Below are 22,995 nucleotides of genomic sequence, written 5' to 3' on the forward strand. Positions count from 1 at the left end.
TTGCTTTAGGCTTTAAGCTTTAGGCTTTAAGCATTTTGTTTTGTTTTAATTTTCGTCAAAAGTATTCTATGTTACTTTTTAGAAATATGATAATTATTATTTTTTATTTATTGTTGAATATGAAAAATTGATTATTAAAGAGCTTCTGTTTTTAATTCCCATCAATATTATCTACTTCTTTATTCATCTTTTCTTTCCAACCTTTTCCGTTTCTATTGTCAAGATAAACATCGGTAATATTATGATATTCCTTAATTGCTTTATCCATTTTCTTATCTCCTATAACACAACCTTGATTTTGAATATATAAGCCATATTTCTTATAAATACTATCACGTTTATACTTTCTCGCCTCCTGAATTTTTCTTTCAGTATCGATAGGAGAAATAAAAGGCAAACCATAAGTAAATGTCTTTACACTATCTACCTTAATATCATGCAATGCATCTTCTTTATATTGACCCGATAAGGGATTTTCAGTTGATTTGCATCCTAATAAAAGAATAAATATTAAAAAAAGTATTTTTCGCATTTGCTATACATTCGTATTAATCGACATCAAATATTTTTTAGGAGTTGTAGCGAACTTCTTTTTGAAAGCCGCTATAAAGTGACTTCCGGTGCTATAACCAATTTTCAATCCTACTTCGTTTACATTATAAGATCCGCTGTCGAGTAGTTTTCGGGCGAAATCCATTTTATAATCAAATAGAAAGCCATAAACTGTATCTCCATAAATTTGTTTGAAACCCATTTTGAGTTTTTTCAAATTCAAACCAATTTCATCTGCCAACTCTTGTAATCCTGGCGGTTCAGCCATATTAGCGATGATGATTTCTTTGGCTTTTCTGATTTTCAGAACGTTATCTTCATCAATCAAAAACGGACATTGTTCTGCATTTGGATCTTCGGTTCTGTTAAAATACAAACTCAATAATTCATATCCTTTTCCTTTATAATAAAGATTTTTTATCGATGGATGTAAGTTATAATGAAACAGTTGACTCAAAACAATTGCCATCGACGGACTAATATTTCCTTCGTTATAATACTTTTTGTCTTTATTATCAGGACTTAAAAAAGTAATATAATCTGCTTCTGCAGAAAACAACGCGTGAAATTTCTTAATAGAAACAATTACTGAAATCACCCAGGAATTTGGAGCCAACTCTAAATTCAATGGTAATTCTTTCTGCGGATTGTATAAAAGCAGCGATTTTTCTTCTTTCAAATCTAAAGCATAACTGCCTTGATTAAACAAGAATTTTGCATTTCCTTTGATCCCGAAATGAAACTGTATCAGGCCACTACCCACTTCGTGCTGCCCGAAAAATGGTTCTAAACTGTCATTTTGAAAACGAATAAGCGTAAAGTCGTCTTCAATTTTTATAATTTCCTGAGAACTCATAGCGATGTTTTTTTTGAATAAAAACCAACATAATCAACTGACCTTATTTAGAATCGCTCTAAACAAAACATTTCTAACCAATTGATTTTGCTACAAAAATACTTCTTTTTGCATAAAAACAGCTCTTTAGAAACAAAAAAACATACAGCGATACAAAAAGTACTTTGAGCGTTACTTTTATAAACACTATAATCATAATTTTGTTGACACTTTTATGAAAGTGTATTTATGGAAAACAATAACGTACCTAAACATCTTTATTTTTACTCAGTTGGTCTGAGTTATAAAAAAGCCGATGCTGAGGTAAGAGGTATATTTAGTCTGGATGCAATTGCAAAAACGCGTTTGCTGGAACAGGCTAAAGAAGAAGGAATAGAAAGTTTGATTGTCACTTCGACCTGCAACAGAACCGAGATCTATGGTTTTGCAGAACATCCATTTCAATTAATAAAACTAATTTGTGATAACAGCAACGGTTCTGTCGATGCGTTTCAGAAAGTTGGTTTTGTCTACAAAAATCAAGAAGCTATTAGTCATATGTTTCGAGTAGGAACTGGTTTAGACAGTCAGATCTTAGGCGATTTTGAGATTATTTCGCAAATCAAGACCAGTTTTGCCCATTCAAAATCTATGGGATTGTCCAACGCTTTCTTAGAAAGATTGGTAAACGCGGTGATTCAGGCAAGCAAAAAAATCAAAAACGAAACTAAAATTAGTTCAGGCGCAACTTCGGTTTCTTTTGCATCGGTACAATACATTATTAAGAATGTAGAAGATATTGGGAATAAAAATATTTTACTTTTCGGAACAGGAAAAATCGGTAGAAATACTTGCGAAAATCTTGTAAAACATACCAAAAACGAACACATTACTTTAATAAACAGAACTAAGGACAAAGCTGAGAAATTAGCCGGAAAACTAAATTTGATTGTTAAAGATTATTCGGAGTTACACTTGGAACTTCAAAAAGCCGATGTTGTTGTTGTTGCTACAGGTGCTCAAAACCCAACGGTTGACAAAGCAATTTTAAATCTAAAGAAACCTTTATTGATTTTAGATTTATCGATTCCAAAAAACGTTCACGAAAATGTTGAGGAATTAGAAGGCGTAACGTTGATTCACATGGATTATTTGTCGCAATTAACAGACGAAACATTGGAAAACAGAAAATTACACATTCCTGCTGCCGAAGCGATTATCGAAGAAGTAAAAGAGGAATTTGTTACCTGGACAAAAGGACGCAAATTTGCACCAACTATCAATGCTTTAAAAGAAAAACTGAATGCTATTAAGGTTTCAGAATTGGATTTTCAAAGCCGCAAAATTGTAGATTTCAATGAAGCTCAGGCTGAAATTATCAGCAACAGAATCATCCAGAAAATCACTACGCATTTTGCAAATCACTTAAAAGATGACGATACCATGGTTGATGAAAGCATCGAATGGATCGAAAAAGTCTTTAAAATAAAAGCAACTTAAAAAATTGGTTTTGAACCATTAAGATATTAAGATTATTAAGCTTGATGTTGAATTAGAATCATTAAATATCTAAGATAAATTAAGCTTTATGTTTTCACAAAGCATAACTTAATCGACTTAATATCTTAATGGTAAAAAAAATAAAGTTCTATGACAAAAAAAGAGGTTACGCAATTAGCTTATGAAATAACAGGTTTTGCCATAAAAGTGCATAAAGCATTAGGACCTGGACTTTTAGAAAGCATTTATGAACAATGCCTCAAATACGAATTAGAACAAAATGGATATGACGTTAAACAACAATTAGTAGTTAAAATTGATTATTATAACCTTGAATTAGAGTCTGATTTAAGAATTGATTTATTAGTAAATGATTTAGTGGTTGTTGAATTAAAAGCGATAGAAAGCCTTTTACCAATTCACGAAGCGCAATTATTAACTTACATGAAATTATTACAAAGACCTCAAGGATTATTAATTAACTTTAATACACTAAACATAACAAAATCAATGAAACCGCTTGTGAACGAATTCTTTTCAAGATTACAAGACTAGAACTAGGATCTTAATGTAACTTAAAAAAATCTACACGCAAACCTTAATGAATCTTAATCTCTTAATGGTTCAAAAGCAAAGCAAAATCTTGATTTAAAAAACAAAAATGGCTGAAAAAACAATCAGAATTGGAACTCGCGATAGCGAATTAGCACTTTGGCAAGCACATACTGTCGAAAAAAAACTAAACGATTTAGGTTATAAAACCGAAATTGTTGCTGTAAAATCTACAGGTGATATCATTCTTGACAAACCTCTTTACGAACTCGGAATCACCGGAATTTTCACGAAAACTTTAGATATTGCTATGATTAATGGCAGTATTGATATTGCGGTACATTCTATGAAAGATGTACCAACGGCTTTACCAAAAGGTATTGTTCAGGCAGCAGTTCTTGAAAGAGCCAATGTTTTGGACATTTTAGTTCATAAAGGAAATCCTGATTTTGCTAATCCAAGTACAATTGCAACCGGAAGTTTACGCCGACAAGCACAATGGTTTAACAAATACCCAAATCATACTGTTGTTGATTTACGTGGAAATGTTAATACCCGTATGCAAAAACTACAAGACAATAACTGGGACGGAGCTGTTTTTGCTGCTGCAGGTTTGGAGCGTATTAATCTAAAACCAAGCCTCTCCGAAGGAAAGGGAGAAAACGGGAATTTTTCATACACAGATCTGGATTGGATGGTTCCAGCTCCAGCACAAGGCGCAATGCTTGTTGTGGCAATGGAAAATGACAATTATACACTTGATGCACTTTCGCAATTGAATCATATTGAAACTGAAATTTGTACGTATATCGAGCGTCAGTTTTTAAGAACGCTGGAAGGCGGTTGTACCGCGCCAATTGGTGCTTTAGTTCGTTACAATGAAGATGAAGATACTTTGCATTTTCAAGGTGTTTTACTTTCTATTGACGGAAAGCAAAAACTTGAAATTGACAAAACGGTTGATATTGCAGAATGGAAAAAACTGGGATTCTTTTCGGCTCAGGAAATTTTAAACAATGGCGGGGAAGAATTGATGGCATCTATTAAAGAATTACTAAAAAAATAATGGCAAAATCAATTCAAATATTATCTACAAAAAAGCTATCAGCTGAACAAAAACAAGCATTGGTAAAAGCCAATATTGAAGTAACCGAAGCTGATTTTATTCAAACCCAAAACAAACCTTTCGAACTTAAAGAAGTCAATGAAAATCTGATTTTCACGAGTCAAAATGCTGTTCACAGCGTTTTAGCAGATCCTAAATCGGAAGAACTGAAAAGTAAAAATGTTTTTTGTGTGGGTTTAAAAACCAAAATTCTTTTATCTGAAAGCGGATTTAATGTTGTGGCATATACAGGTTATGCTTCAGATTTAGCCGAAATCATCACTTTAATTTATCGCAGTGAAAGCTTTACTTTTTTCAGCGGAAATCTTAGAAGAGAAACGTTGCCAAAAGCTTTAAAAGATGCTGATGTTAAGTTGAATGAAATTCAGGTTTATGATACTTCGTTGACTCCGCAAAAAATAAAAAGTGCCGTTGACGGTATCTTATTTTTTAGTCCTTCCGGCGTTGAAAGTTATTTGCAAGACAATACAATTAAGAAAGAAAAGTGTTTTTGCATTGGAGAAACCACTGCAGAAGCTTTAGATAAAATTACAAAAAACATCATCATCGCAGATCAGCCAACGGTTGAAGACGTAATCGAAGATGTAATTCTTGAATACAGCAATAAGCTTTAAGCCTTAGGCAATAAGAAAAAAAATAAACATAATAAACGCTTAAAGCCTAAAGCTTAAAGCCTAAAGCAAATAAAGACAATGTTAAAAAACGACCTATTTTTAAAAGCATTAAAAGGAGAAACTGTTCAACGTCCGCCAGTATGGATGATGCGTCAAGCCGGAAGATATTTACCGGAATTCATCGCTTTGCGTGATAAATATGATTTCTTTACAAGATGTCAAACTCCTGAATTGGCTGCTGAAATTACTGTTCAGCCTATTCGCAGAATTGCACCTGATGCAGCAATTTTATTCTCAGATATTTTGGTTGTTCCGCAAGCAATGGGAATCGAAGTTTTAATGAAAGAAAATTTTGGTCCATTTTTGCCAAATCCAATTCGCTCAATGGCTGATGTTCACAGAGTTTACGTTCCGGACATTCAGGAAACTTTAGGTTATGTAATGGATGCCATTAAATTGACTAAGGAAATGCTGAACGACGAAGTGCCATTAATTGGTTTCGCTGGTTCGCCTTGGACAATTTTTTGTTATGCTGTTGAAGGAAAAGGTTCTAAAAGTTTTGATACTGCAAAAGGTTTCGCTTTCTCAAACCCGGCTGCAGCACATACTTTGCTTCAAAAAATTACAGATACAACTATTTTATATCTTAAAGAAAAAGTAAAAGCGGGAGTTGATGCCGTTCAGATTTTTGATTCTTGGGGAGGAATGCTTTCTCCAGTTGATTATCAGGAATTTTCATGGAAATACATTAACCAAATCATTGAGGCTTTGGCGGATCACGCTCCGGTTATCGTTTTCGGAAAAGGATGTTGGTTTGCTTTAGGCGAAATGGGTAAAAGTAGAGCTTCGGCTTTAGGTGTAGACTGGACTTGTTCACCAAGAAATGCCCGTTATTTGTCTGGTGGAAATATCACTTTACAAGGAAACTTTGATCCGTCAAGATTGCTTTCTCCAATTCCAACTATCAAAAAAATGGTTCATGAAATGATTAATGAGTTCGGAAAAGACAAATATATTGTAAATTTAGGTCACGGAATTTTACCAAATATTCCTGTAGACCATGCAAAAGCGTTTATTGACGCTGTTAAGGAATACGGGCAATAGTATACAGTTTTCAGTCACCGTTTGACTTTCCTGCAAGGTTTCCAAAACCTTGTAGGTATAGAAAGGTATTTACCCTGATTATGAATGAAGACCTACAAGGTTTTGAAAACCTTGCAGCACGGAAAAAATAAAATATAACATGAAGTTGGAAGTTTTAGAGAAAGATTGTTATTATCATATTTATAATCGTGGTATTAATGGAATAAATATTTTTGAAAATGATGACAATAAAATTTATTTCTTAAAGCAGTTTTCAAAGTATTTATCTCATAAGATTTCGGTTTTTGCGTATTGTCTGATGAATAATCATTTTCATTTGGTCATTCGATTAAATGATGAAGAAAAGGAAGTTACACAGGCATTTTCAAACTTGTTTAATTCTTATGCAAAAGCATTTAATAAGCAGACAAACAGAACTGGAAGTTTATTTGAAAAACATTTCAAAAGAATAAAACTGAAAGATGAAAATTATTTAAAACAATTAATGGTTTATGTGCATTTGAATCCGAAACATCATTTCGATCTTGATTTTAAGGATTCCAGATTTTCATCTTATCAAGCTTTTTTATCAGACAAAGAAACAAAAATAGAACGCGAAGAGGTTTTAGATTTATTTGGAGGATTTGAAAATTTCATTTTTTGTCATAATTACAAAAATGAAATTTTAAACGAAACATATACTTTTGAGTAATTCAGTTTCGTCCTACAAGGTTTCCAAAACCTTGTTAGTCTGTTTAAATATTTATAACGTGACAATTAATACCTACAAGGTTTTGGAAACCTTGCAGGAAACCGGAAAAGCATGCTCAACAAAGGCCTAAGAGACGAAGAAAGTATTAGAATTGACAATGTACTTAAAACATTGCGCTCGCTTGACTTTGTACCACATCTATTGACAGATGATGAAAAATTCAATATCGAAAATCAATTAAAGGAATTTGGTTTAAATATTCAAACTTTAGTTGATTATAGTAATGATGAACTTATTACTTTATTAACTCGTTGTCATTTAGATTTTAATCACTTAGAACAGTTTGCAGATTTTTTGACGGAATTTTCAAAGGTCGAAAACAATAATTTTGAAGATAAAGCTTTAGCCATTTACCAATATATTCAGCAGGAAAGTAACGTTTTTTCTTTTGGAATAAATGCTAAAATTGCTTCGGCTAAAAACAAATAAAAATGAGTTTTAGAGAATTAAAAATAGACCGAATTGAAAATATTCTTCCCGAAGAGTTTTATAACCTCATCGAAAAGAATAAAATTCATATTGGAAAAACTTTTCCGGTGACTTTGGCTAATTCCGATTCTTTAAAGAAAGCAGAAGATTTTCTTGAAATCAGCCTTGACAAAGAAAAAAATAGCGAAGGTTTTTATTTTTACGCAAGAGATATTAAAACTAACAATTTAATTGGTTATTTGTGCGTAAAAACAATTGATTACCGCATTTCAAAATGTGAATTGGGGTATTTTGTTGATGAAGATTATCAGGGAAAAGGCATCACATCAAAAATGGTTTTGAATGCACTTAAATTTTGTTTCAATGAATTAAGTTTGAATAAAGTTTTTATCTGCACTTCAGAAATTAATTTAGCAAGCCAACGAATTGCATTAAAACATAATTTTAAACAAGAAGGAATTTTACGCGATGAGTTCAGAAATGGTGATGGAGAATTAAAAAACACTGTTTATTTTGGATTGCTTAAATCAGAATATAATTGTAATGAAAGATAAATCAACATTTGGATTTATTAGATCAGTATTAGATTCAAAATTTATCGAAATATTAAAATTAATTTTAAAAATCCTTTATTTCGGATCTTACTATTATTGTTTTTATTATCTGATAAATTTTTACTTTTTTACAAATCAAACCTATACAACATCAAATAGAGCCTGTGCCAATGGCTTTTTAATCTTGTTTTATCCATTGTTTGTAATTTTTATTCCTGCTTTTTATCTCCTTTGTACTTCTCATTTTTTACAAAATGCAAAACACAAAAACTTATACTATAAATTAATAATAATCCCAGCTATTATTGTAGCAATATCATCCTATTTATACATAACAAGATGAAAGATAAATTTTACGCATACATACAAAATTTACAAGACCAGATTTGCGCCGGATTAGAAGCCGTTGATGGAACTACAAAATTCCGTGAAGATCTTTGGGAACGTCCTGAAGGCGGAGGAGGAAGAACGCGCGTTATTGAAAGCGGCCCCGAAGGCTCGGGAGTTTTTGAGAAAGGCGGCGTAAACATTTCAGCCGTTCACGGGAAATTACCAGAAGCAATGCAAAAAATGTTTGGCGTTGGCGAAGCTGATTTTTTTGCCTGCGGATTAAGTTTGGTTTTGCACCCTAAAAACCCGATGGTTCCTACTGTGCACGCCAATTGGCGATACTTCGAAATGTACGATACTTCGGCTTCGCTCAGTACTGGCTCTCCAAAAATAATCGAACAATGGTTTGGCGGCGGACAGGATTTAACGCCTTATTATTTGTTTGAAGAAGATGCAAAACACTTTCATCAAACTTGTAAAACGGCTTGTGACAAACACAATCCAGAGTTTTATCCAAAATATAAAAAACAATGTGACGCTTATTTCTGGAATTCTCATAGAAATGAAGCACGCGGAATTGGCGGTTTGTTCTTTGATTATTGCAAAGCAAATGAGCAAATGTCAATGGAAGATTGGTTTAATTTCGTAACCGAAGTTGGCGATAGTTTCTTAGAAGCCTACGTTCCAATTGTGGAAAGAAGAAAAAATCTTGAATATACTCCTGAAAACAGAACCTGGCAGGAAATTCGTCGTGGTCGTTATGTTGAGTTTAATTTGGTTCATGACAAAGGCACTTTATTCGGTTTAAAAACCAACGGAAGGATCGAGAGTATTTTAATGAGCTTGCCTCCAAATGTACAATGGGTTTACGATCACCATGCAGAAGCAGGAAGCATTGAAGAGAAATTGGTCAATGTGTTGGAAAATCCTATTGACTGGATTTAATACAATTAAAACTTATAGGGGTAATATGTTTTTAGCTATTTTGTAAATTTATTTATTGAACAAATCATTAAATAAATATATGTCGCTCCTCTGGAGCTCAAATGTAATACTTAATATTTTTGCTATAAATATGGCGCTCCTCTGGAGCTTCAAAATAAAAAGTCCCAGCGGGACGATATCTTTGTAGACACTATAAATATGGCGCTCCTCTCGAGCTTCAAAATAAAAAGTCCCAGCGGGACGATATATTTGTAGACACTATAAATATGGCGCGCTTCTGGAGCTTCAAAATAAAAAGTCCCAGCGGGACGATATATTTATAGAAATTTTAATAAACCCCAGAGGGGTGACATATAAATTAAACGTAAATATGGCAAACACCTATTCTCAATTATATATCCATATTGTCTTTGCAGTTAAAGGAAGACAAAATTTAATTTCAGCAATTTGGAAAGATGAAATCTATAAATTTATCACTGGGATTATAACAAATAAGGAACAAAAACTAATTGTTATAAACGGAATGCCAGATCATGTCCATATTCTAATTGGATTAAAACCTGATAAATCGATATCAGATTTAGTGAGAGATATAAAAGCAAATTCATCAAAATTCATAAATGACAAAAAATGGATTAATGGAAAATTTGAATGGCAAACAGGATTTGGAGCCTTTTCATACAGTCATTCTCAATTGACAAATGTTATAAATTATATTCGTAATCAGGAAGAACATCATAAAACAAAAACGTTTAAAGAAGAATATGTTGAATTTTTAAAATTGTTTAATGTCGATTTTAAAAACGAATATTTGTTTGATGATGTTTAATTTCCAGGTTTGAACAAATATTATATTACGCTCCGCTAGAGCTCAATTTAATATGTCTTAATTTTTTCTATAAATATATTGCTCCGCTGGAGCTCAAATTCTACATTATTCCTTTTTTTGCTATAAATATGTTGCTCCGCTGGAGCTGATTAATATCTTTTAATTTTTTGTATAAATCCATTACTCCGCTGGAGCTCAAATTCTACATTTTTTACTATAAATATGTTGCTCTGCTGGAGTATTTCAAACAAATATTATTAGTATTATTTGATATAAATATATTGCTTCGCTGCAGCATTTTAAAACAAACATTTAATTAAATCCCAGAGGGATGATATATTTATAGAAATCAATGAATTCATTTATAAAACCCCATCGGGGTGACATATTTTACATCAAAATTAAAATGCATAAATTAGCTATAGATTAAATCGAAAATAAAAAATGAAACTAAATCTGATTTATATAATGTTTTTTGGAAGTGTATTTGGGTGTTTCGCCCAAAAAGACACATTACAAAATCCTTATTTTAAATCATACAATGATAAAGTTACGGCTAGTATTTACTATCTGGATACTTCTAATAATTTTCAGATTGGGTTTAATGCTGAAGGTCAAAAAAAATATGTAGATCTTAATCCCAACCGACGGGAACAATTGGGCGTGGGCCTAAGTTACAAATTTATTGATATCAGTTTTGGCTTTGCACCGAAGTTCTTTAGCGAAAATAAAGACAATTCAGATTCTAAACTTTTTAGTTTTAATACTCGTTTTTACTTTAAAAAATGGATGCAATCCTTCACTTTTATCAATCAGAAAGGATTTTACATCAGCGATGATGATGTAAATGTGTTTTTACCAAAAATGCGTACAACAAAAATTGGCGGAACGACTTCGTATATTTTCAATGATAATTTCTCATACAAAACATTAGTCAATCAAAACGAATGGCAAACGAAAAGTTCAGGAAGTTTTATTCCCAGTTTTTCATTTTATTATACCAATCTTAATTTAAACAATGCTCCGGATTCTTCAAACGGGGATATTTATGTTTTTTCACTGGCTCCCTCCTATTTCTACAATTTTGTGATTAGTGATCGCGTTTTAATAGGAACCGGAATTGCTTTTGGAGCGGGAATTAATGATGTTGATGGCGATGTTTCCGCATTGTACCAATTAGACTTTAATTTAAAGCTTGCCTATAACAGAGATCGTTTCTTTGCTTTTGCGAGTTTAAATACACTGAATTTCCTTCAGAATGATTCGGCGGAAGCCAGATTAAATGACAATATATCAACTGTAAAATTTAATATTGGATATCGGTTTGATCCTCCAAATAAAGTAAAGGAAGTTTACGACAAAGTGAATCAGAAAACTGGACTTTAAATATTTAAAATTAATTAATTTCGATAGTTATCGGAACAAGAATCTAAAATTAAAATATTATGAAAAATAGAGAAAGATACATCGCACAATTAAATCGCATGCATTCCGGAAAAGGATTTATTGCTGCATTAGATCAAAGTGGCGGAAGTACGCCAAAAGCATTATCGCAATATGGAGTTGAAGAGAGCAGTTTCACAAATGACGAAGAAATGTATACTCTTGTACATGAAATGAGAACCAGGATTATCAAAAGTCCTTCGTTTGATAGTGAATATATCTTAGGTGCTATTTTGTTTGAAAATACAATGGACCGCAAAATCGACGGAGAATGGTCTGCGGATTATTTATGGGAAAAGAAAAAAATAGTTCCATTTTTAAAAGTAGATAAAGGACTTGCTGATGTTGCAAATGGTGTACAATTAATGAAGCCTATTGCTAATTTAGATGAATTATTAACCACAGCTGTAGAACGAAATGTTTTTGGAACTAAAATGCGTTCGGTTATTAAAGAAGCTAATGCTACAGGAATCCGTGAAGTAGTCGAGCAGCAATTTGCGATTGGTTTACAGATTTTCGCAAAGGGACTTATCCCAATTATCGAACCTGAAGTCGATATTTATAGTGCTGATAAGCAAAAGTGTGAAGAAATTTTAAAAGAAGAAATCATAAAACAACTCGCTTTACTTGATAAAGATGTAAAAGTGATGCTGAAATTGTCCATTCCAACTGTCAATGACTTTTACCGTGAACTAATGACTGATCCGCATGTTGTGCGTGTTGTTGCATTATCTGGCGGATATGATCAGGATGAAGCTAATAGCAAACTCGCTCAAAACCACGGATTGATTGCAAGTTTCTCAAGAGCATTGTCTGAAGGATTAACTGCCGGACAATCTGATGATGATTTTAATACTAAAATAGGAAGTACGATTAAAGAAATTTATACCGCTTCGATTACATAAATCGTATGCTTTTGAGAGTTTATATCAGCGAAAGCAATTCATAAAAAAATCCCCGGAAAAAGCATTCTGGGGATTTTTGTTTTATACATTTTTAGATTATTTGCTTAATTCGTCAGCTAAATCTAAGGTTTGTAAAATAATGTTTTTATCTGATTTTATAGTGTTTAGCTTAAATTCAAAAATCAACTTATTATCTATTAGTTTTTTAGGAGACTCAAATGTAAAATCTCTAAATTGCTGTGACAGAGTTTTTATTTTCTTTGAGTCAGTTTCTTTTGCTTCGCTCGTTTTATCGTAAGCATTTGCAATTCCGTCAAAATTTAATTGACCAGAAATGTAGTTTTTCTTTAATGCTTTTTTTGCTTCTTTAGTAAAAGTTCCGTTTCCTGTAGTAAAATAATCAAGTGTGTTGGCAATAATTACAACATCTTTGTCTTTTTTAATAAATACATTTCCGTAATCTTCTGTTCCAATGATCTGATAAAAATCTCCTTTTTGAACTAACATCTTTTTACGAATTCCCAATTGAATCAATTTATCTCCAAATGTAGGATGCGTCGATGTAAAAACTATTGAAAACAACGGAATGTTCTTTTTTGTTTTTTGTTCTGTTACCGTTTCTTCATAATTTTCATCATATCCGTACGATTTAGTTGTTACTTCAATCTCTTTCATATTGTACAAAAACATACTTAAATCACCATCAAAAAGCGTTGCAGTAGCTTCTTCATCGACTATTGTCGATATTAAATCAGCGACAAGAGTGACGTCTTCTTTAACAAGTTGTGGGTTTTGAAATAATTGAGCCGTTAATGACGGAAAATTTTCAAGTGCTGCTTTGCTGTTTATATGATAAGACATATATCCTAATGGCTTTTGATCAGGAAAATAATTAAAGATATTCTTGTTTATTTTTCTGTTTGTGATTTTTTCAGCGACTGCTGCCATCGATTCAGAATATTCAATTATTTCTTCAACACGTGCGTTATCATTATCGAAGTAAAAGTCAAGATTAATTCCTTTTACAAGATTCGAGGCATTTTGTTGTAGTGGCAAAAATTTATTATAGCTGGCAAATTGGGATAAAGCACCATAAGTTTCATTAAATTTACTCATTACTGAGCTGTAATTAAGCCATGACGAAATATCGGCAGTAACATTTATCTTATCTGAACTTGGCGCCACAAAACCATTTTCGAATAATGACTTTATAAAAAGGTTTTGCTTTTCTGATTGCAAAGCGTTAAAATCAGCTTCGGCTTTTTCATATTCAGCGTTATTAGTTTCGGAATAATCTTCTTCTGTCTGAGTTGTGGTTGAGTCAACCGCGATATCTATTGCTTCATTATAAGGTTCTGTAACCGAAACAGAATCTACTACTGCTTCATGATTCGGAGTATATTTATCAGAAGTATATTTTTTAGTCAATTCAACTATTACCAAATAATTATCATTCCACGCAAATGACATTTTTTGGTTTTTTGGAGCATAAACTGAATATTTAGCGAAGTCCTGAATCACCGGAACCTCAACTGAATCTGTATCTTGATTTACAGTATGTTTTTCGATCAGAAACTGTTTGAAAGATGCTCTGCTTTTTATCGGAATTGTAACCTGATAATACGGAATACTATCTGTGAAATTTCCGTGAATGGTTAATTTTTGATCCAGTTGAAAAAGTGCAACATATTTATCCAAATCAAGATAATCCTTACTTTCTTTGTATTTGTTCATCAACGGATGATTTAATACATCGGCAATACTTACTTTTTTAGAAAGCTGGTTTCCATTAAACTGTACAAAATAATCGTATTGTTTTTGATTGGTTTGACTAAAAGTCAAATGAATGGCGAATAATAAAAGGAAGGTGTAGAAATACTTCATAAATCAAGGAGTTAATTGGATTGTATTGTTCATTAATGCCGATTTTTTAAGTACGCTGTACATACTTTGTTTTAAAAATACGGTCTTTTTGTTTTTAGAAATTTTACTGTTTGGATTCTCAACAGCAAGAACATCTTTATCAAATGTATAAATAGCTATTATACTCGCCGCTTCCAGATCTTGTTTTTTCTTGGGATCTTTTATCAGTTTTTCAGGAATTGGATATGAAGCAATTCTTTCAAAATTTTTGGCATTGCTGCTAAAATGAATCTGATCGCTTTGATTATTAATGCTATTTACAACGGCATTAAGCGCTTTGACATTTGCGTAGTTGAGTTTGATAATGAAAACATAATTTTGAAAATCAGTCTTTGTGGTGACATTTGAAATGCCGTCGACTTTTGAAGCTTTTACTTTAAAGTCATCCAGTTTTTTAGTGATTTCCTGTTCATTAGGAATTTTTACGCCATCAACTTCTTCGAGCCAAATAGCAGATTTGGTCTTGAACCATGATTTCGAAAAGTCAACCATCAGCGTATATTCGCCACTTTGGTCGTCGTGATGTTTGATTCTTTCTGTTATTTCAAAACAACTTGTTAAGAGTAAACAACAGCATAAAGCGAGAAATTTCTTCATTAGGCAAATTTAATCGGAAATTTTCTAAAAACAATAGTAACATCATTCTTAAGTTAATCTTTGAGATTCTAAATTTTTAGATAATATTAACGGATTCTGCTTTAAGCTAAACGCCTTATTCTGCTCCTTTTTCTTTAACTTTGCACCACATTTAAAAAGTTGAATAATCTTCAAAAAACAAAAAAACAACTTCACTTTTAGAAACTATGATTAATCAATCTGCATTTCAAAACAATCAGATTAAAATCAAAATCTAAAATCTAAAATCTAAAATCTAAAATTATATGTTCCCATTACAAAGAAACCGCCGTTTAAGAACCAATGAATCTATTCGTTCTTTAGTTCGTGAAACAAGTTTGAGTCCACAAGATTTTATGCTTCCAATGTTTGTTGCGGAAGGAAAAGACGTAAAAGTTGCTATTCCGTCAATGCCCGGAATTTACAGACATTCCTTAGACAATACAATTAAGGAAGTTAAAGAAGCTTGGGATTTAGGTATCAAAGCGGTGAACATTTACGTAAAAGTAAGCGACAATCTAAAAGATAATAAAGGTGTTGAAGCCTGGAATAAAGATGGTTTGATGCAACAAACTATTCGAGCTATAAAAGATGCCGTTCCTGAAATGATTGTAATGCCGGATGTTGCTTTAGATCCATATTCAATTTATGGTCATGACGGAATTATCGAAAACGGTCAATTAATTAATGACGCAACGGTTGATGCTTTGACCAGAATGAGTTTAAGTCATGCTGAGGCTGGAGCCGATTTTGTTGCGCCAAGTGATATGATGGACGGACGTGTTTTAGCAATTAGAAAAGCGTTAGAAGAAAACGGACATCACAATGTGGGAATCATGAGTTACAGTGCAAAATATGCTTCGGCATTTTATGGTCCTTTTCGTGATGCATTAGATTCTGCTCCGGTAGATTCTCAAAATATTCCTAAAGATAAAAAGACCTATCAAATGGATTACGCGAACCGAATTGAAGGAATTCGCGAAGCATTATTAGATGTTGAAGAGGGTGCAGATATTGTAATGGTAAAACCGGGAATTGCATATTTAGATATTGTTCGTGAGATAAAAAACACCGTTCATGTACCTGTTGCAGTTTATCAGGTATCTGGTGAGTACGCTATGGTAAAGGCCGCAGCAGAAAGAGGATGGTTAGATCATGACAAAATTATGATAGAGCAACTTTATTGCATTAAGCGTGCGGGTGCAAGTATCATCTCTACTTATTTCGCAAAAGAGGCGGCTTTACTTTTAAATAAATAATCATGAAAAATGTATTATTCTTATCTGCCGTTTTAGCTTTTGCATCATGTAAAAAAGATACAACTGAAACTTCTGTTCAGGATCCAACTGAGAATTATACAGAAGGACATTCGGCGGAAGCCAAAACTCCGGAAGCTTTAGGAAAACAAATTTTTGAAGGACAAGGAAATTGTATTTCATGTCATCAGCCAGATCAAAAAGTAATTGGACCGAGTCTTCAGGAAATTGCGAAAATTTATAAAGACAAAAAAGGGAATATTGTTACTTTCCTGAAAGGAAATGCAGATCCAATTGTTGATCCCGATCAATTTGAAGTTATGAAAACGAACTTTCCGGTAACGCAGGCAATGTCTGACGAGGAATTAAAAGCGATAGAAAGCTATATTTTCAGCAATTTAAAGTAGTATTTATAATTACTGCTGACATACTGTTGTCATTGCGTCATTTTAGATTTACAGCTTAATTTAAAATGAAAGCAAAATGATCATTCAAAAATTCAGTGTAATTGGTATTTCGGTAAGAACTACAAACGAAAATGGGAAATCAGGAGAAGATATTCCTGCGCTTTGGAACAAATTTATGACGGAGGAAATTCAGAATAAAATTCCAAACAAAGTTTCTTCAGACTTATTTTGTATTTATACCGATTATGAAAAGGATCATACTAAACCTTATACCACTATTTTGGGTTGTAAGGTTGAAAATTTAGATGTGATTCCTGAAAATATGACCGGAAAAACAATTGAAACAGCAGATTATGAACAACTTATTGCCAAAGGAAATCTAACCGAAGGTGTTGTTTATAATAAATGGCTTGAAATCTGGAATTCAGATTTAGATCGAAGTTTTACCGCAGATTTTGAAGTTTATGGCGAGAAAACTCAAAATCCCAAAGATGCAGAAGTCGATATATTTATCGCAATTCAATAAATATATTAAACAAAAACGGCGCTAAAATTAGCGCCGTTTTTATTGTTATTGGTTTATAGATTACCAGATTTTAACTCTTTTTTCTGGTTCTATGTACATTTTATCACCTTTCTTAATTCCGAAAGCCTGATAAAAAGTATCTAAATTTTGTATTGGCACAACAGCTCTGTACATTCCCGGAGAGTGTGGATCTGTTTTAACCTGACTTTTTATAGCTTCGTCTCTTGATTTAGTTCTCCAAACTGTAGCCCAAGAAATAAAGAAACGTTGCTCTGGTGTAAATCCGTCGATTAATCCAGGATTTCCATTTTCTTTTAAATACAATTGCAAACCATCATAAGCAGCATTTGTACCTCCTAAATCTCCAATATTTTCACCTAAAGTAAATTTACCATCAACGTGAATTCCAGGCAATGGCTCTAATGCGCTGTATTGAGCTGCAAGTTCTCCGCCAAGAGCAGTAAATTGTTTTAAATCTTCTGGTGTCCACCAGTCAACAAGATTTCCATCTGCGTTGTAACGTGCACCAGAATCATCAAATCCGTGAGAAATCTCATGTCCAATTACAGCACCAATTCCACCATAATTAACAGCTTCGTCAGCTTGATAATTGTAGAAAGGCGGTTGCAGGATTGCAGCAGGGAAAACAATCTCGTTATAAGACGGATTGAAATAGGCGTTTACAGTTTGTGGAGACATTCCCCATTCTGTTTTATCAACTGGTTTACCCAATTTAGCTAAATTTTCAGCATACGCCCATTTTGATATGTTTTTCATGTTATCAAAATAAGTTCCGCCTTCATTAACATTTTTAAGTTCTAAAGCTGAATAATCTTTCCATTTGTCAGGATATCCAATTTTGATAGTTAATTTATTTAATTTCTCAATTGCTTTAACTTTTGTTTCAGCAGACATCCAAGGCAAAGCATTGATTCTGTTTTTGTAAGCTAACATTACATTAGCGATCATTTTTTTCGCTTTATCTTTTGCTTCAGCAGGGAATAATTTCTCTACATACAATTTTCCTAAAGCTTCTCCGGTTGCGCCGTTAATTACCTGCAAAGCCATTTCTTCACGAGGACGTTGTTTTAACGCTCCTGTTAATGTTTTTCCGTAGAAATCGAAATTAGCATTTTCAATATCTGTAGTTAAAGTTGAAGCAGTTCTGTTTAATAATGACCATTTTAAATACTCTTTCCAGGCTTCTACCTTCTTTTCAGTAAAAGTTTTCTCTAAAGCAATCATATAACGTGGCTGCGCAACATTTACTGTATCTAATTTAGCCATTCCAATTCCGGTGAAATATTTCTCCCATTGAATTGACGGTGTATTCTTTTTTAAATCAGCAACTGCTGTTGGATTGTATTGTTTTCTGCGATCTCTGCGTTCAACACGGTCTAATCTTGGAGCAGAAAGTTCAACTTCAAGCGCTAAGATTTGTTTGGCACTTTCTTTTGCTTTTGCAGGAGTTTCGCCAATAAACTGCATCATTCGCGCAATGTGTACTTCGTATTTTTCACGTTTTTCTTTTGAATCCTTATCATCAGAGTTGTAGTAATCTTTATCAGATAATCCTAAACCTCCAGGTCCTAAGTTAACCGAGTTTTTATTACTGTTTTTTGCATCAGCTCCAACATAAACTCCAAAGAAACCAATACCGCCCTGAGGTTGCATTTCAACAAAGAAATTTTGCAGATCAGTTACGTTTTTAATCGCATCAATTTTCTTTAAGTAAGGCTGAAGTTGTGTAATACCTCTTTTATTACGTCCTACAGTATCTAAAATAGTATTAAACAAGGCAATTGCTTTTCCCTGATCTGTAGTTGATTTGTACTTAGGATCTTTTGACGCTTCTTTTAAAATTGCAAGTGCATCATTATCTGTCTTTTGACGTAATTCATTGAAACTTCCCCATGAATTTCTGTCACCTGGAATTTCAGTTTTTTCTAACCAGGTTCCGTTTACGTACTTGAAAAAATCTTCTCCGGGACTTACTTTAGTGTCCATGTTAGAAACATTGATACCCGGCTCTTTTGGTTTTGCATTTTGAGCGTTTACTGCAGTTATGGAAATCATTGCAGAAACAACACAAAACATAGGATTTCGTAGTTGTTTAATCATTTTAATTTATAGTTTTTAGTATATCCACAAACATATTGTAATTATTTGATAATTAATGTTAATTTTTTCTAATAATTGACTCCAAAATTATGATGTTATTACAAAAATGAATTTTAACCAAAATATATTTATAAATAAAGTGTCAAAACTACGTTAGTAAATAATGGAAATAAAAAACGGCGCTGGATCAGCGCCGTTTAGTAGTTTTATCAATTACCAGATTTTAACTCGTTTCTCTGGATTCACATACATTTTGTCTCCTTTTTTAATACCGAAAGCATCATAAAAAGTGTCAACATTTTGAATTGGAACCACAGCTCTGTACATTCCTGGAGAATGCGGATCTGTTTTTACCTGATTTTTAAGTGCTTCATCTCTGGTTTTTGTTCTCCATACGGTTGCCCATGAAATAAAGAAACGTTGTTCAGGTGTAAATCCATCAATTAATCCAGGATTTCCATTTGCTTTTAAATACAATTGCAAACCATCATAAGCAGCATTAATTCCGCCTAAATCTCCAATGTTTTCCCCTAAAGTAAATTTACCGTCAACGTGAATTCCCAGTAAAGGTTCTAAAGCACTGTATTGATCTGCTAAAGCAGTACCAAGTACCGTAAATTGTTTTAAATCTTCAGGAGTCCACCAGTCTACTAAATTTCCTTGTGCATTATAACGTGCTCCGGAATCATCAAAACCATGAGAAATTTCATGACCAATAACAGCTCCGATTCCACCATAATTTACAGCTTCATCTGCCTGATAGTTATAAAACGGAGGTTGTAGAATCGCCGCCGGAAATACAATTTCGTTATATGACGGATTGTAATACGCATTTACGGTTTGTGGTGACATTCCCCATTCTGTTTTATCAACCGGTTTTTTTAATTTTTCGATTCCCTTTTTGAATTCCCATTTGTCAAGATTACGGGCATTTTCAAAATAAGTTCCTCCATCAGCAACGCTTTTGATTTCCAGTGCTGAATAATCTTTCCATTTATCAGGATAACCAACTTTTATCGTGATTTTATTTAATTTTTCAATCGCTTTTACCTTTGTATCCGCAGACATCCAGGTTAAATTATTAATACGGTTTTTGTATGCCAAAATAATATTATGGATCATATCAACAGCTTTGGTTTTTGCCTCAGCAGGAAATACTTTTTCTACATATAATTTTCCAAGTGCTTCGCCAATGCTTGTGTTTACAACCTTCAATGCTTTTTCTTCACGAGGCAATTGTTTTATGGCGCCTTTCAATGTTTTACTGTAAAAATCAAAACTAGCTGTTTCAATATCAGTTGATAATTTTGCAGAAAATGAATTTAGCAAATCCCATTTCAAATATTCTTTCCATTGTACTACTTTATTTTCAGTAAAAACAGTTTGCAAAGCTTTCATATACTTAGGTTCCATAACCACGACTGTATCTAACTTTGCTAAACCTATGCCTGCAAAATAAGCATCCCACTTAATCGCCGGAGTAAGTTTTTGAAGTTGGGCAATTGTCATTGGGTTATATTGCAAACGGCTGTCTCTGCTTTCAACTCTGTTTAATCTTGGTTTTGATAATTCTGTTTCCAAAGCTAAAATACCCGCAGCACTTTGCTTTGCTTTTTCTGGAGATTCACCAATAAACTGCATCATCTTGGCAACATGAAGTTGGTATTTTGCACGTTTTTCTTTAGAATCCTTATCTTCAGATGTATAATAATCTTTATCAGGTAATCCCAATTGGCTTACAGCAAGACTTACTGTATTTTTAGAACTGTTTTTTTCATCAGCTCCAACATATATCCCAAAGAAAATTGCATTGCTTTCGTTCTGAATTTCAGTTAAAAACTTTTGAAGATCTGCAACATTTTTAATTGCATCAATTTTTTTAAAGTAAGGCTGCAAAGGTGCTATTCCAACTTTATTTCTTCCAACTGTATCTAAAATTGTTGAGAATAAATTAACTGCTTTTCCCTGATCTGTATCTGATTTATATTTTGGATTCTGAGATGCTTCTTTCAGGATTGACATTGCATCTTTATCTGTTTTCTTAATCAGTTCATTAAAACTTCCCCAGGTTGTACGGTCATTAGGAATTTGAGTCTGATCAAGCCATGTTCCGTTTACATATTGAAAAAAATCCTGACTCGGACTAATTTTACTATTCATATATGAAACATTGATACCTGGTTCCTTTACAGTTGCATTTTGAGCTTTAACAGCTGTAAATGAAACCGTCATAAATAAGGCGCAGAATAAAGGTCTGCTAAGTTGTTTTTTCATTTATATTGATGTTTGTGGTCTATATACAAACGTATTCCTAATATTTGAAACGCTATGTTAAAATTTTTGAAATAATCGTAAAAAAAAGAAAAATCCTAACATTTTAATAGAAACCATCTAATATTTTCATGTATTTAAGGATGGTTTTTTACAGATTATTAAAATTGTTTTCGGAATATTTGCTGATCGAATTAAAGTCAAATGAAAACAAAAATACATAGTGCTGCTTCAGGAAAAATTAATGCTATCGGGTTACCAATATTGGCATTATGCTGGGTAAGTTTCTTTTGGGGAACAACCTGGCTGGCTTCAAAAGAAGGTGTAAGATACATGCCGGCGTTGCAATTAGTTACTATTCGTCAGTTTTTAGGCGGGTTATTATATGTTGGTTATTTTTTAATAAAGAAAGAGCCCTGGCCAAAAGGAAAACAATGGCGTACAATTTTGGTTCTGGCCTTTTTAAATTTTGTATTAAGTAATGGTTTAAGTACTTGGGGCGTTAAATATATGAGCAGTGGATTAGGTGCCATAATTACTGCGCTTTTCCCAATCTGGATCATTATTATCAATTTTTTTAACGGTCATAAAATTGCACGAATGGCTTTGCTTGGAATTCTGATTAGTTTTGGAGGGATTTGTATTATTTTCATCGATTATATTGCTGATATTTTAAAACCTGAATTTCAATTCGGAATTATTCTAATGGTTATTTCAACTTTTACATGGGCTTTTGGACTTTTACAAACAAAGAAAAAAGCATTGAGTTTTAATCCCTACTTCAGTTTAGGATTACAGATGGTTATTTCAAGTATATTTTTGTTTGGGATCACAGAAGCTTCGGGAATCAATATTCCGCTTAGCGAAATTCCAATGCCTTCATGGTGGGCAATTGCTTATTTGGTGATTGTTGGTTCGGTTTTAACTTTTATCGCTTTTATTTATTCACTGCAAAATCTTCCTACCGAAATAAGCAGCATTTATGTTTACATCAATCCTATTGTAGCAATGGTTTTAGGAGCTTTTATCTTTGGAGAAACCTTAACCTGGGCAATTGCATTTGGGGCAGTTGTAACTTTAACAGGAGTTTATATGGTCAATAAATCTATTCGGAAAATTAAAAAATAAGTTTGCTACGAATTTCACGAATTAGCGCGAATTATTCTTAATCACTTTAAAAGCGATGAGACGCAAAGATTATACACATGTTGTCATTTCGATCGAAGAGAGAAATCACAGAAGAAATGCTACAAAGATTAGCAGCATTAAACTCGGAATTTCCAATATAACTTACTTCGACCGTTCGCGAAACCCGACAGGTTTTTAAAACATAAGTGTTCGGAAGATATTTTAAGTTGTATTAAATAGTGGTGATTTACTGGGATCTCCATCGCAGATTACCACTAT

The 22,995-nt window shown here is 32.9% G+C and carries 22 protein-coding genes; 16 read left to right on the top strand and 6 right to left on the bottom strand.

Annotation, left to right across the window (positions count from 1 at the left end):
* Positions 1-151: 151 nt before the first annotated feature.
* On the bottom strand, positions 152-532 hold the full coding sequence (locus ACHZDT_RS12790; RefSeq protein WP_394775016.1) for a hypothetical protein: 381 nt from the start codon (positions 530-532) through the stop codon (positions 152-154).
* A gap of 3 nt (positions 533-535) precedes the next feature.
* Positions 536-1,408, bottom strand: a complete 873-nt coding sequence (locus tag ACHZDT_RS12795) for an AraC family transcriptional regulator (RefSeq protein WP_026982335.1) — start codon at positions 1,406-1,408, stop codon at positions 536-538.
* A 228-nt stretch (positions 1,409-1,636) separates the two neighbouring features.
* Here ACHZDT_RS12795 and hemA point away from each other — a divergent pair, with 228 nt between their 5' ends.
* From hemA to ACHZDT_RS12855, 12 genes are all read left to right on the top strand, one after another.
* Positions 1,637-2,887 carry a glutamyl-tRNA reductase gene (gene hemA, locus ACHZDT_RS12800; RefSeq protein WP_394775017.1) on the top strand — a complete coding sequence of 417 codons (1,251 nt, stop codon included), beginning with the start codon at positions 1,637-1,639 and terminating at the stop codon, positions 2,885-2,887.
* A 150-nt stretch (positions 2,888-3,037) separates the two neighbouring features.
* Positions 3,038-3,442: a GxxExxY protein gene (locus tag ACHZDT_RS12805; protein WP_394775018.1), complete on the top strand. Its 405-nt coding sequence runs from the start codon at positions 3,038-3,040 to the stop codon at positions 3,440-3,442.
* Positions 3,443-3,548: 106 nt separating this feature from the next.
* On the top strand, positions 3,549-4,505 hold the full coding sequence (gene hemC, locus ACHZDT_RS12810) for a hydroxymethylbilane synthase (protein WP_394775019.1): 957 nt from the start codon (positions 3,549-3,551) through the stop codon (positions 4,503-4,505).
* Entirely contained in the window at positions 4,505-5,179 is a 675-nt protein-coding gene (locus ACHZDT_RS12815) for a uroporphyrinogen-III synthase (protein WP_394775020.1), read from the top strand. The genes hemC and ACHZDT_RS12815 overlap by 1 nt, the downstream gene beginning before the upstream one ends.
* Positions 5,180-5,257: 78 nt before the next feature.
* Entirely contained in the window at positions 5,258-6,283 is a 1,026-nt protein-coding gene (gene hemE, locus ACHZDT_RS12820) for a uroporphyrinogen decarboxylase (protein WP_394775021.1), read from the top strand.
* 139 nt (positions 6,284-6,422) lie between these two features.
* Positions 6,423-6,974 carry a transposase gene (locus tag ACHZDT_RS12825; protein WP_394775022.1) on the top strand — a complete coding sequence of 184 codons (552 nt, stop codon included), beginning with the start codon at positions 6,423-6,425 and terminating at the stop codon, positions 6,972-6,974.
* Between the two features lie 111 nt (positions 6,975-7,085).
* Positions 7,086-7,463 (top strand): hypothetical protein, encoded by a 378-nt coding sequence (locus ACHZDT_RS12830; RefSeq protein WP_394775023.1) that lies wholly within the window; start codon positions 7,086-7,088, stop codon positions 7,461-7,463.
* 2 nt (positions 7,464-7,465) lie between these two features.
* Entirely contained in the window at positions 7,466-8,017 is a 552-nt protein-coding gene (locus ACHZDT_RS12835; protein WP_394775024.1) for a GNAT family N-acetyltransferase, read from the top strand.
* Positions 8,018-8,356: 339 nt separating this feature from the next.
* Positions 8,357-9,292, top strand: coding sequence for an oxygen-dependent coproporphyrinogen oxidase (hemF, locus tag ACHZDT_RS12840; RefSeq protein WP_394775025.1), 936 nt, complete (start codon positions 8,357-8,359; stop codon positions 9,290-9,292).
* A gap of 370 nt (positions 9,293-9,662) precedes the next feature.
* Entirely contained in the window at positions 9,663-10,121 is a 459-nt protein-coding gene (tnpA, locus tag ACHZDT_RS12845) for an IS200/IS605 family transposase (protein WP_394775038.1), read from the top strand.
* Between the two features lie 444 nt (positions 10,122-10,565).
* Positions 10,566-11,507 (top strand): DUF4421 family protein, encoded by a 942-nt coding sequence (locus ACHZDT_RS12850; protein ID WP_394775026.1) that lies wholly within the window; start codon positions 10,566-10,568, stop codon positions 11,505-11,507.
* Positions 11,508-11,566: 59 nt separating this feature from the next.
* Positions 11,567-12,469 (top strand): fructose bisphosphate aldolase, encoded by a 903-nt coding sequence (locus tag ACHZDT_RS12855; protein WP_394775027.1) that lies wholly within the window; start codon positions 11,567-11,569, stop codon positions 12,467-12,469.
* A gap of 96 nt (positions 12,470-12,565) precedes the next feature.
* On the opposite strand, the gene ACHZDT_RS12860 is transcribed toward ACHZDT_RS12855, so the two are convergent.
* The gene (locus ACHZDT_RS12860; protein ID WP_394775028.1) at positions 12,566-14,353 is read right to left on the bottom strand and encodes a hypothetical protein; all 1,788 of its coding nucleotides are present in this window, start codon (positions 14,351-14,353) and stop codon (positions 12,566-12,568) included.
* A gap of 3 nt (positions 14,354-14,356) precedes the next feature.
* Positions 14,357-14,989, bottom strand: a complete 633-nt coding sequence (locus ACHZDT_RS12865; RefSeq protein ID WP_394775029.1) for a hypothetical protein — start codon at positions 14,987-14,989, stop codon at positions 14,357-14,359.
* A gap of 284 nt (positions 14,990-15,273) precedes the next feature.
* Between ACHZDT_RS12865 and hemB the strand changes: the two genes are divergently transcribed.
* From hemB to ACHZDT_RS12880, 3 genes are all read left to right on the top strand, one after another.
* Entirely contained in the window at positions 15,274-16,266 is a 993-nt protein-coding gene (gene hemB, locus ACHZDT_RS12870) for a porphobilinogen synthase (RefSeq protein ID WP_394775030.1), read from the top strand.
* A 2-nt stretch (positions 16,267-16,268) separates the two neighbouring features.
* Positions 16,269-16,670 carry a c-type cytochrome gene (locus tag ACHZDT_RS12875; RefSeq protein WP_394775031.1) on the top strand — a complete coding sequence of 134 codons (402 nt, stop codon included), beginning with the start codon at positions 16,269-16,271 and terminating at the stop codon, positions 16,668-16,670.
* Positions 16,671-16,746: 76 nt separating this feature from the next.
* Positions 16,747-17,196 (top strand): GyrI-like domain-containing protein, encoded by a 450-nt coding sequence (locus ACHZDT_RS12880; RefSeq protein ID WP_394775032.1) that lies wholly within the window; start codon positions 16,747-16,749, stop codon positions 17,194-17,196.
* Between the two features lie 60 nt (positions 17,197-17,256).
* On the opposite strand, the gene ACHZDT_RS12885 is transcribed toward ACHZDT_RS12880, so the two are convergent.
* Positions 17,257-19,317 carry a M13 family metallopeptidase gene (locus tag ACHZDT_RS12885; RefSeq protein ID WP_394775033.1) on the bottom strand — a complete coding sequence of 687 codons (2,061 nt, stop codon included), beginning with the start codon at positions 19,315-19,317 and terminating at the stop codon, positions 17,257-17,259.
* A 213-nt stretch (positions 19,318-19,530) separates the two neighbouring features.
* Positions 19,531-21,591: a M13 family metallopeptidase gene (locus ACHZDT_RS12890; RefSeq protein ID WP_394775034.1), complete on the bottom strand. Its 2,061-nt coding sequence runs from the start codon at positions 21,589-21,591 to the stop codon at positions 19,531-19,533.
* A 201-nt stretch (positions 21,592-21,792) separates the two neighbouring features.
* Here ACHZDT_RS12890 and ACHZDT_RS12895 point away from each other — a divergent pair, with 201 nt between their 5' ends.
* A complete protein-coding gene (locus ACHZDT_RS12895) occupies positions 21,793-22,716 on the top strand; it encodes a DMT family transporter (protein WP_394775035.1) in 924 nt (307 codons plus the stop codon).
* Positions 22,717-22,995 lie beyond the last annotated feature (279 nt).

The organism is Flavobacterium sp. (genome assembly GCF_043722275.1).
Lineage (GTDB): Bacteria > Bacteroidota > Bacteroidia > Flavobacteriales > Flavobacteriaceae > Flavobacterium.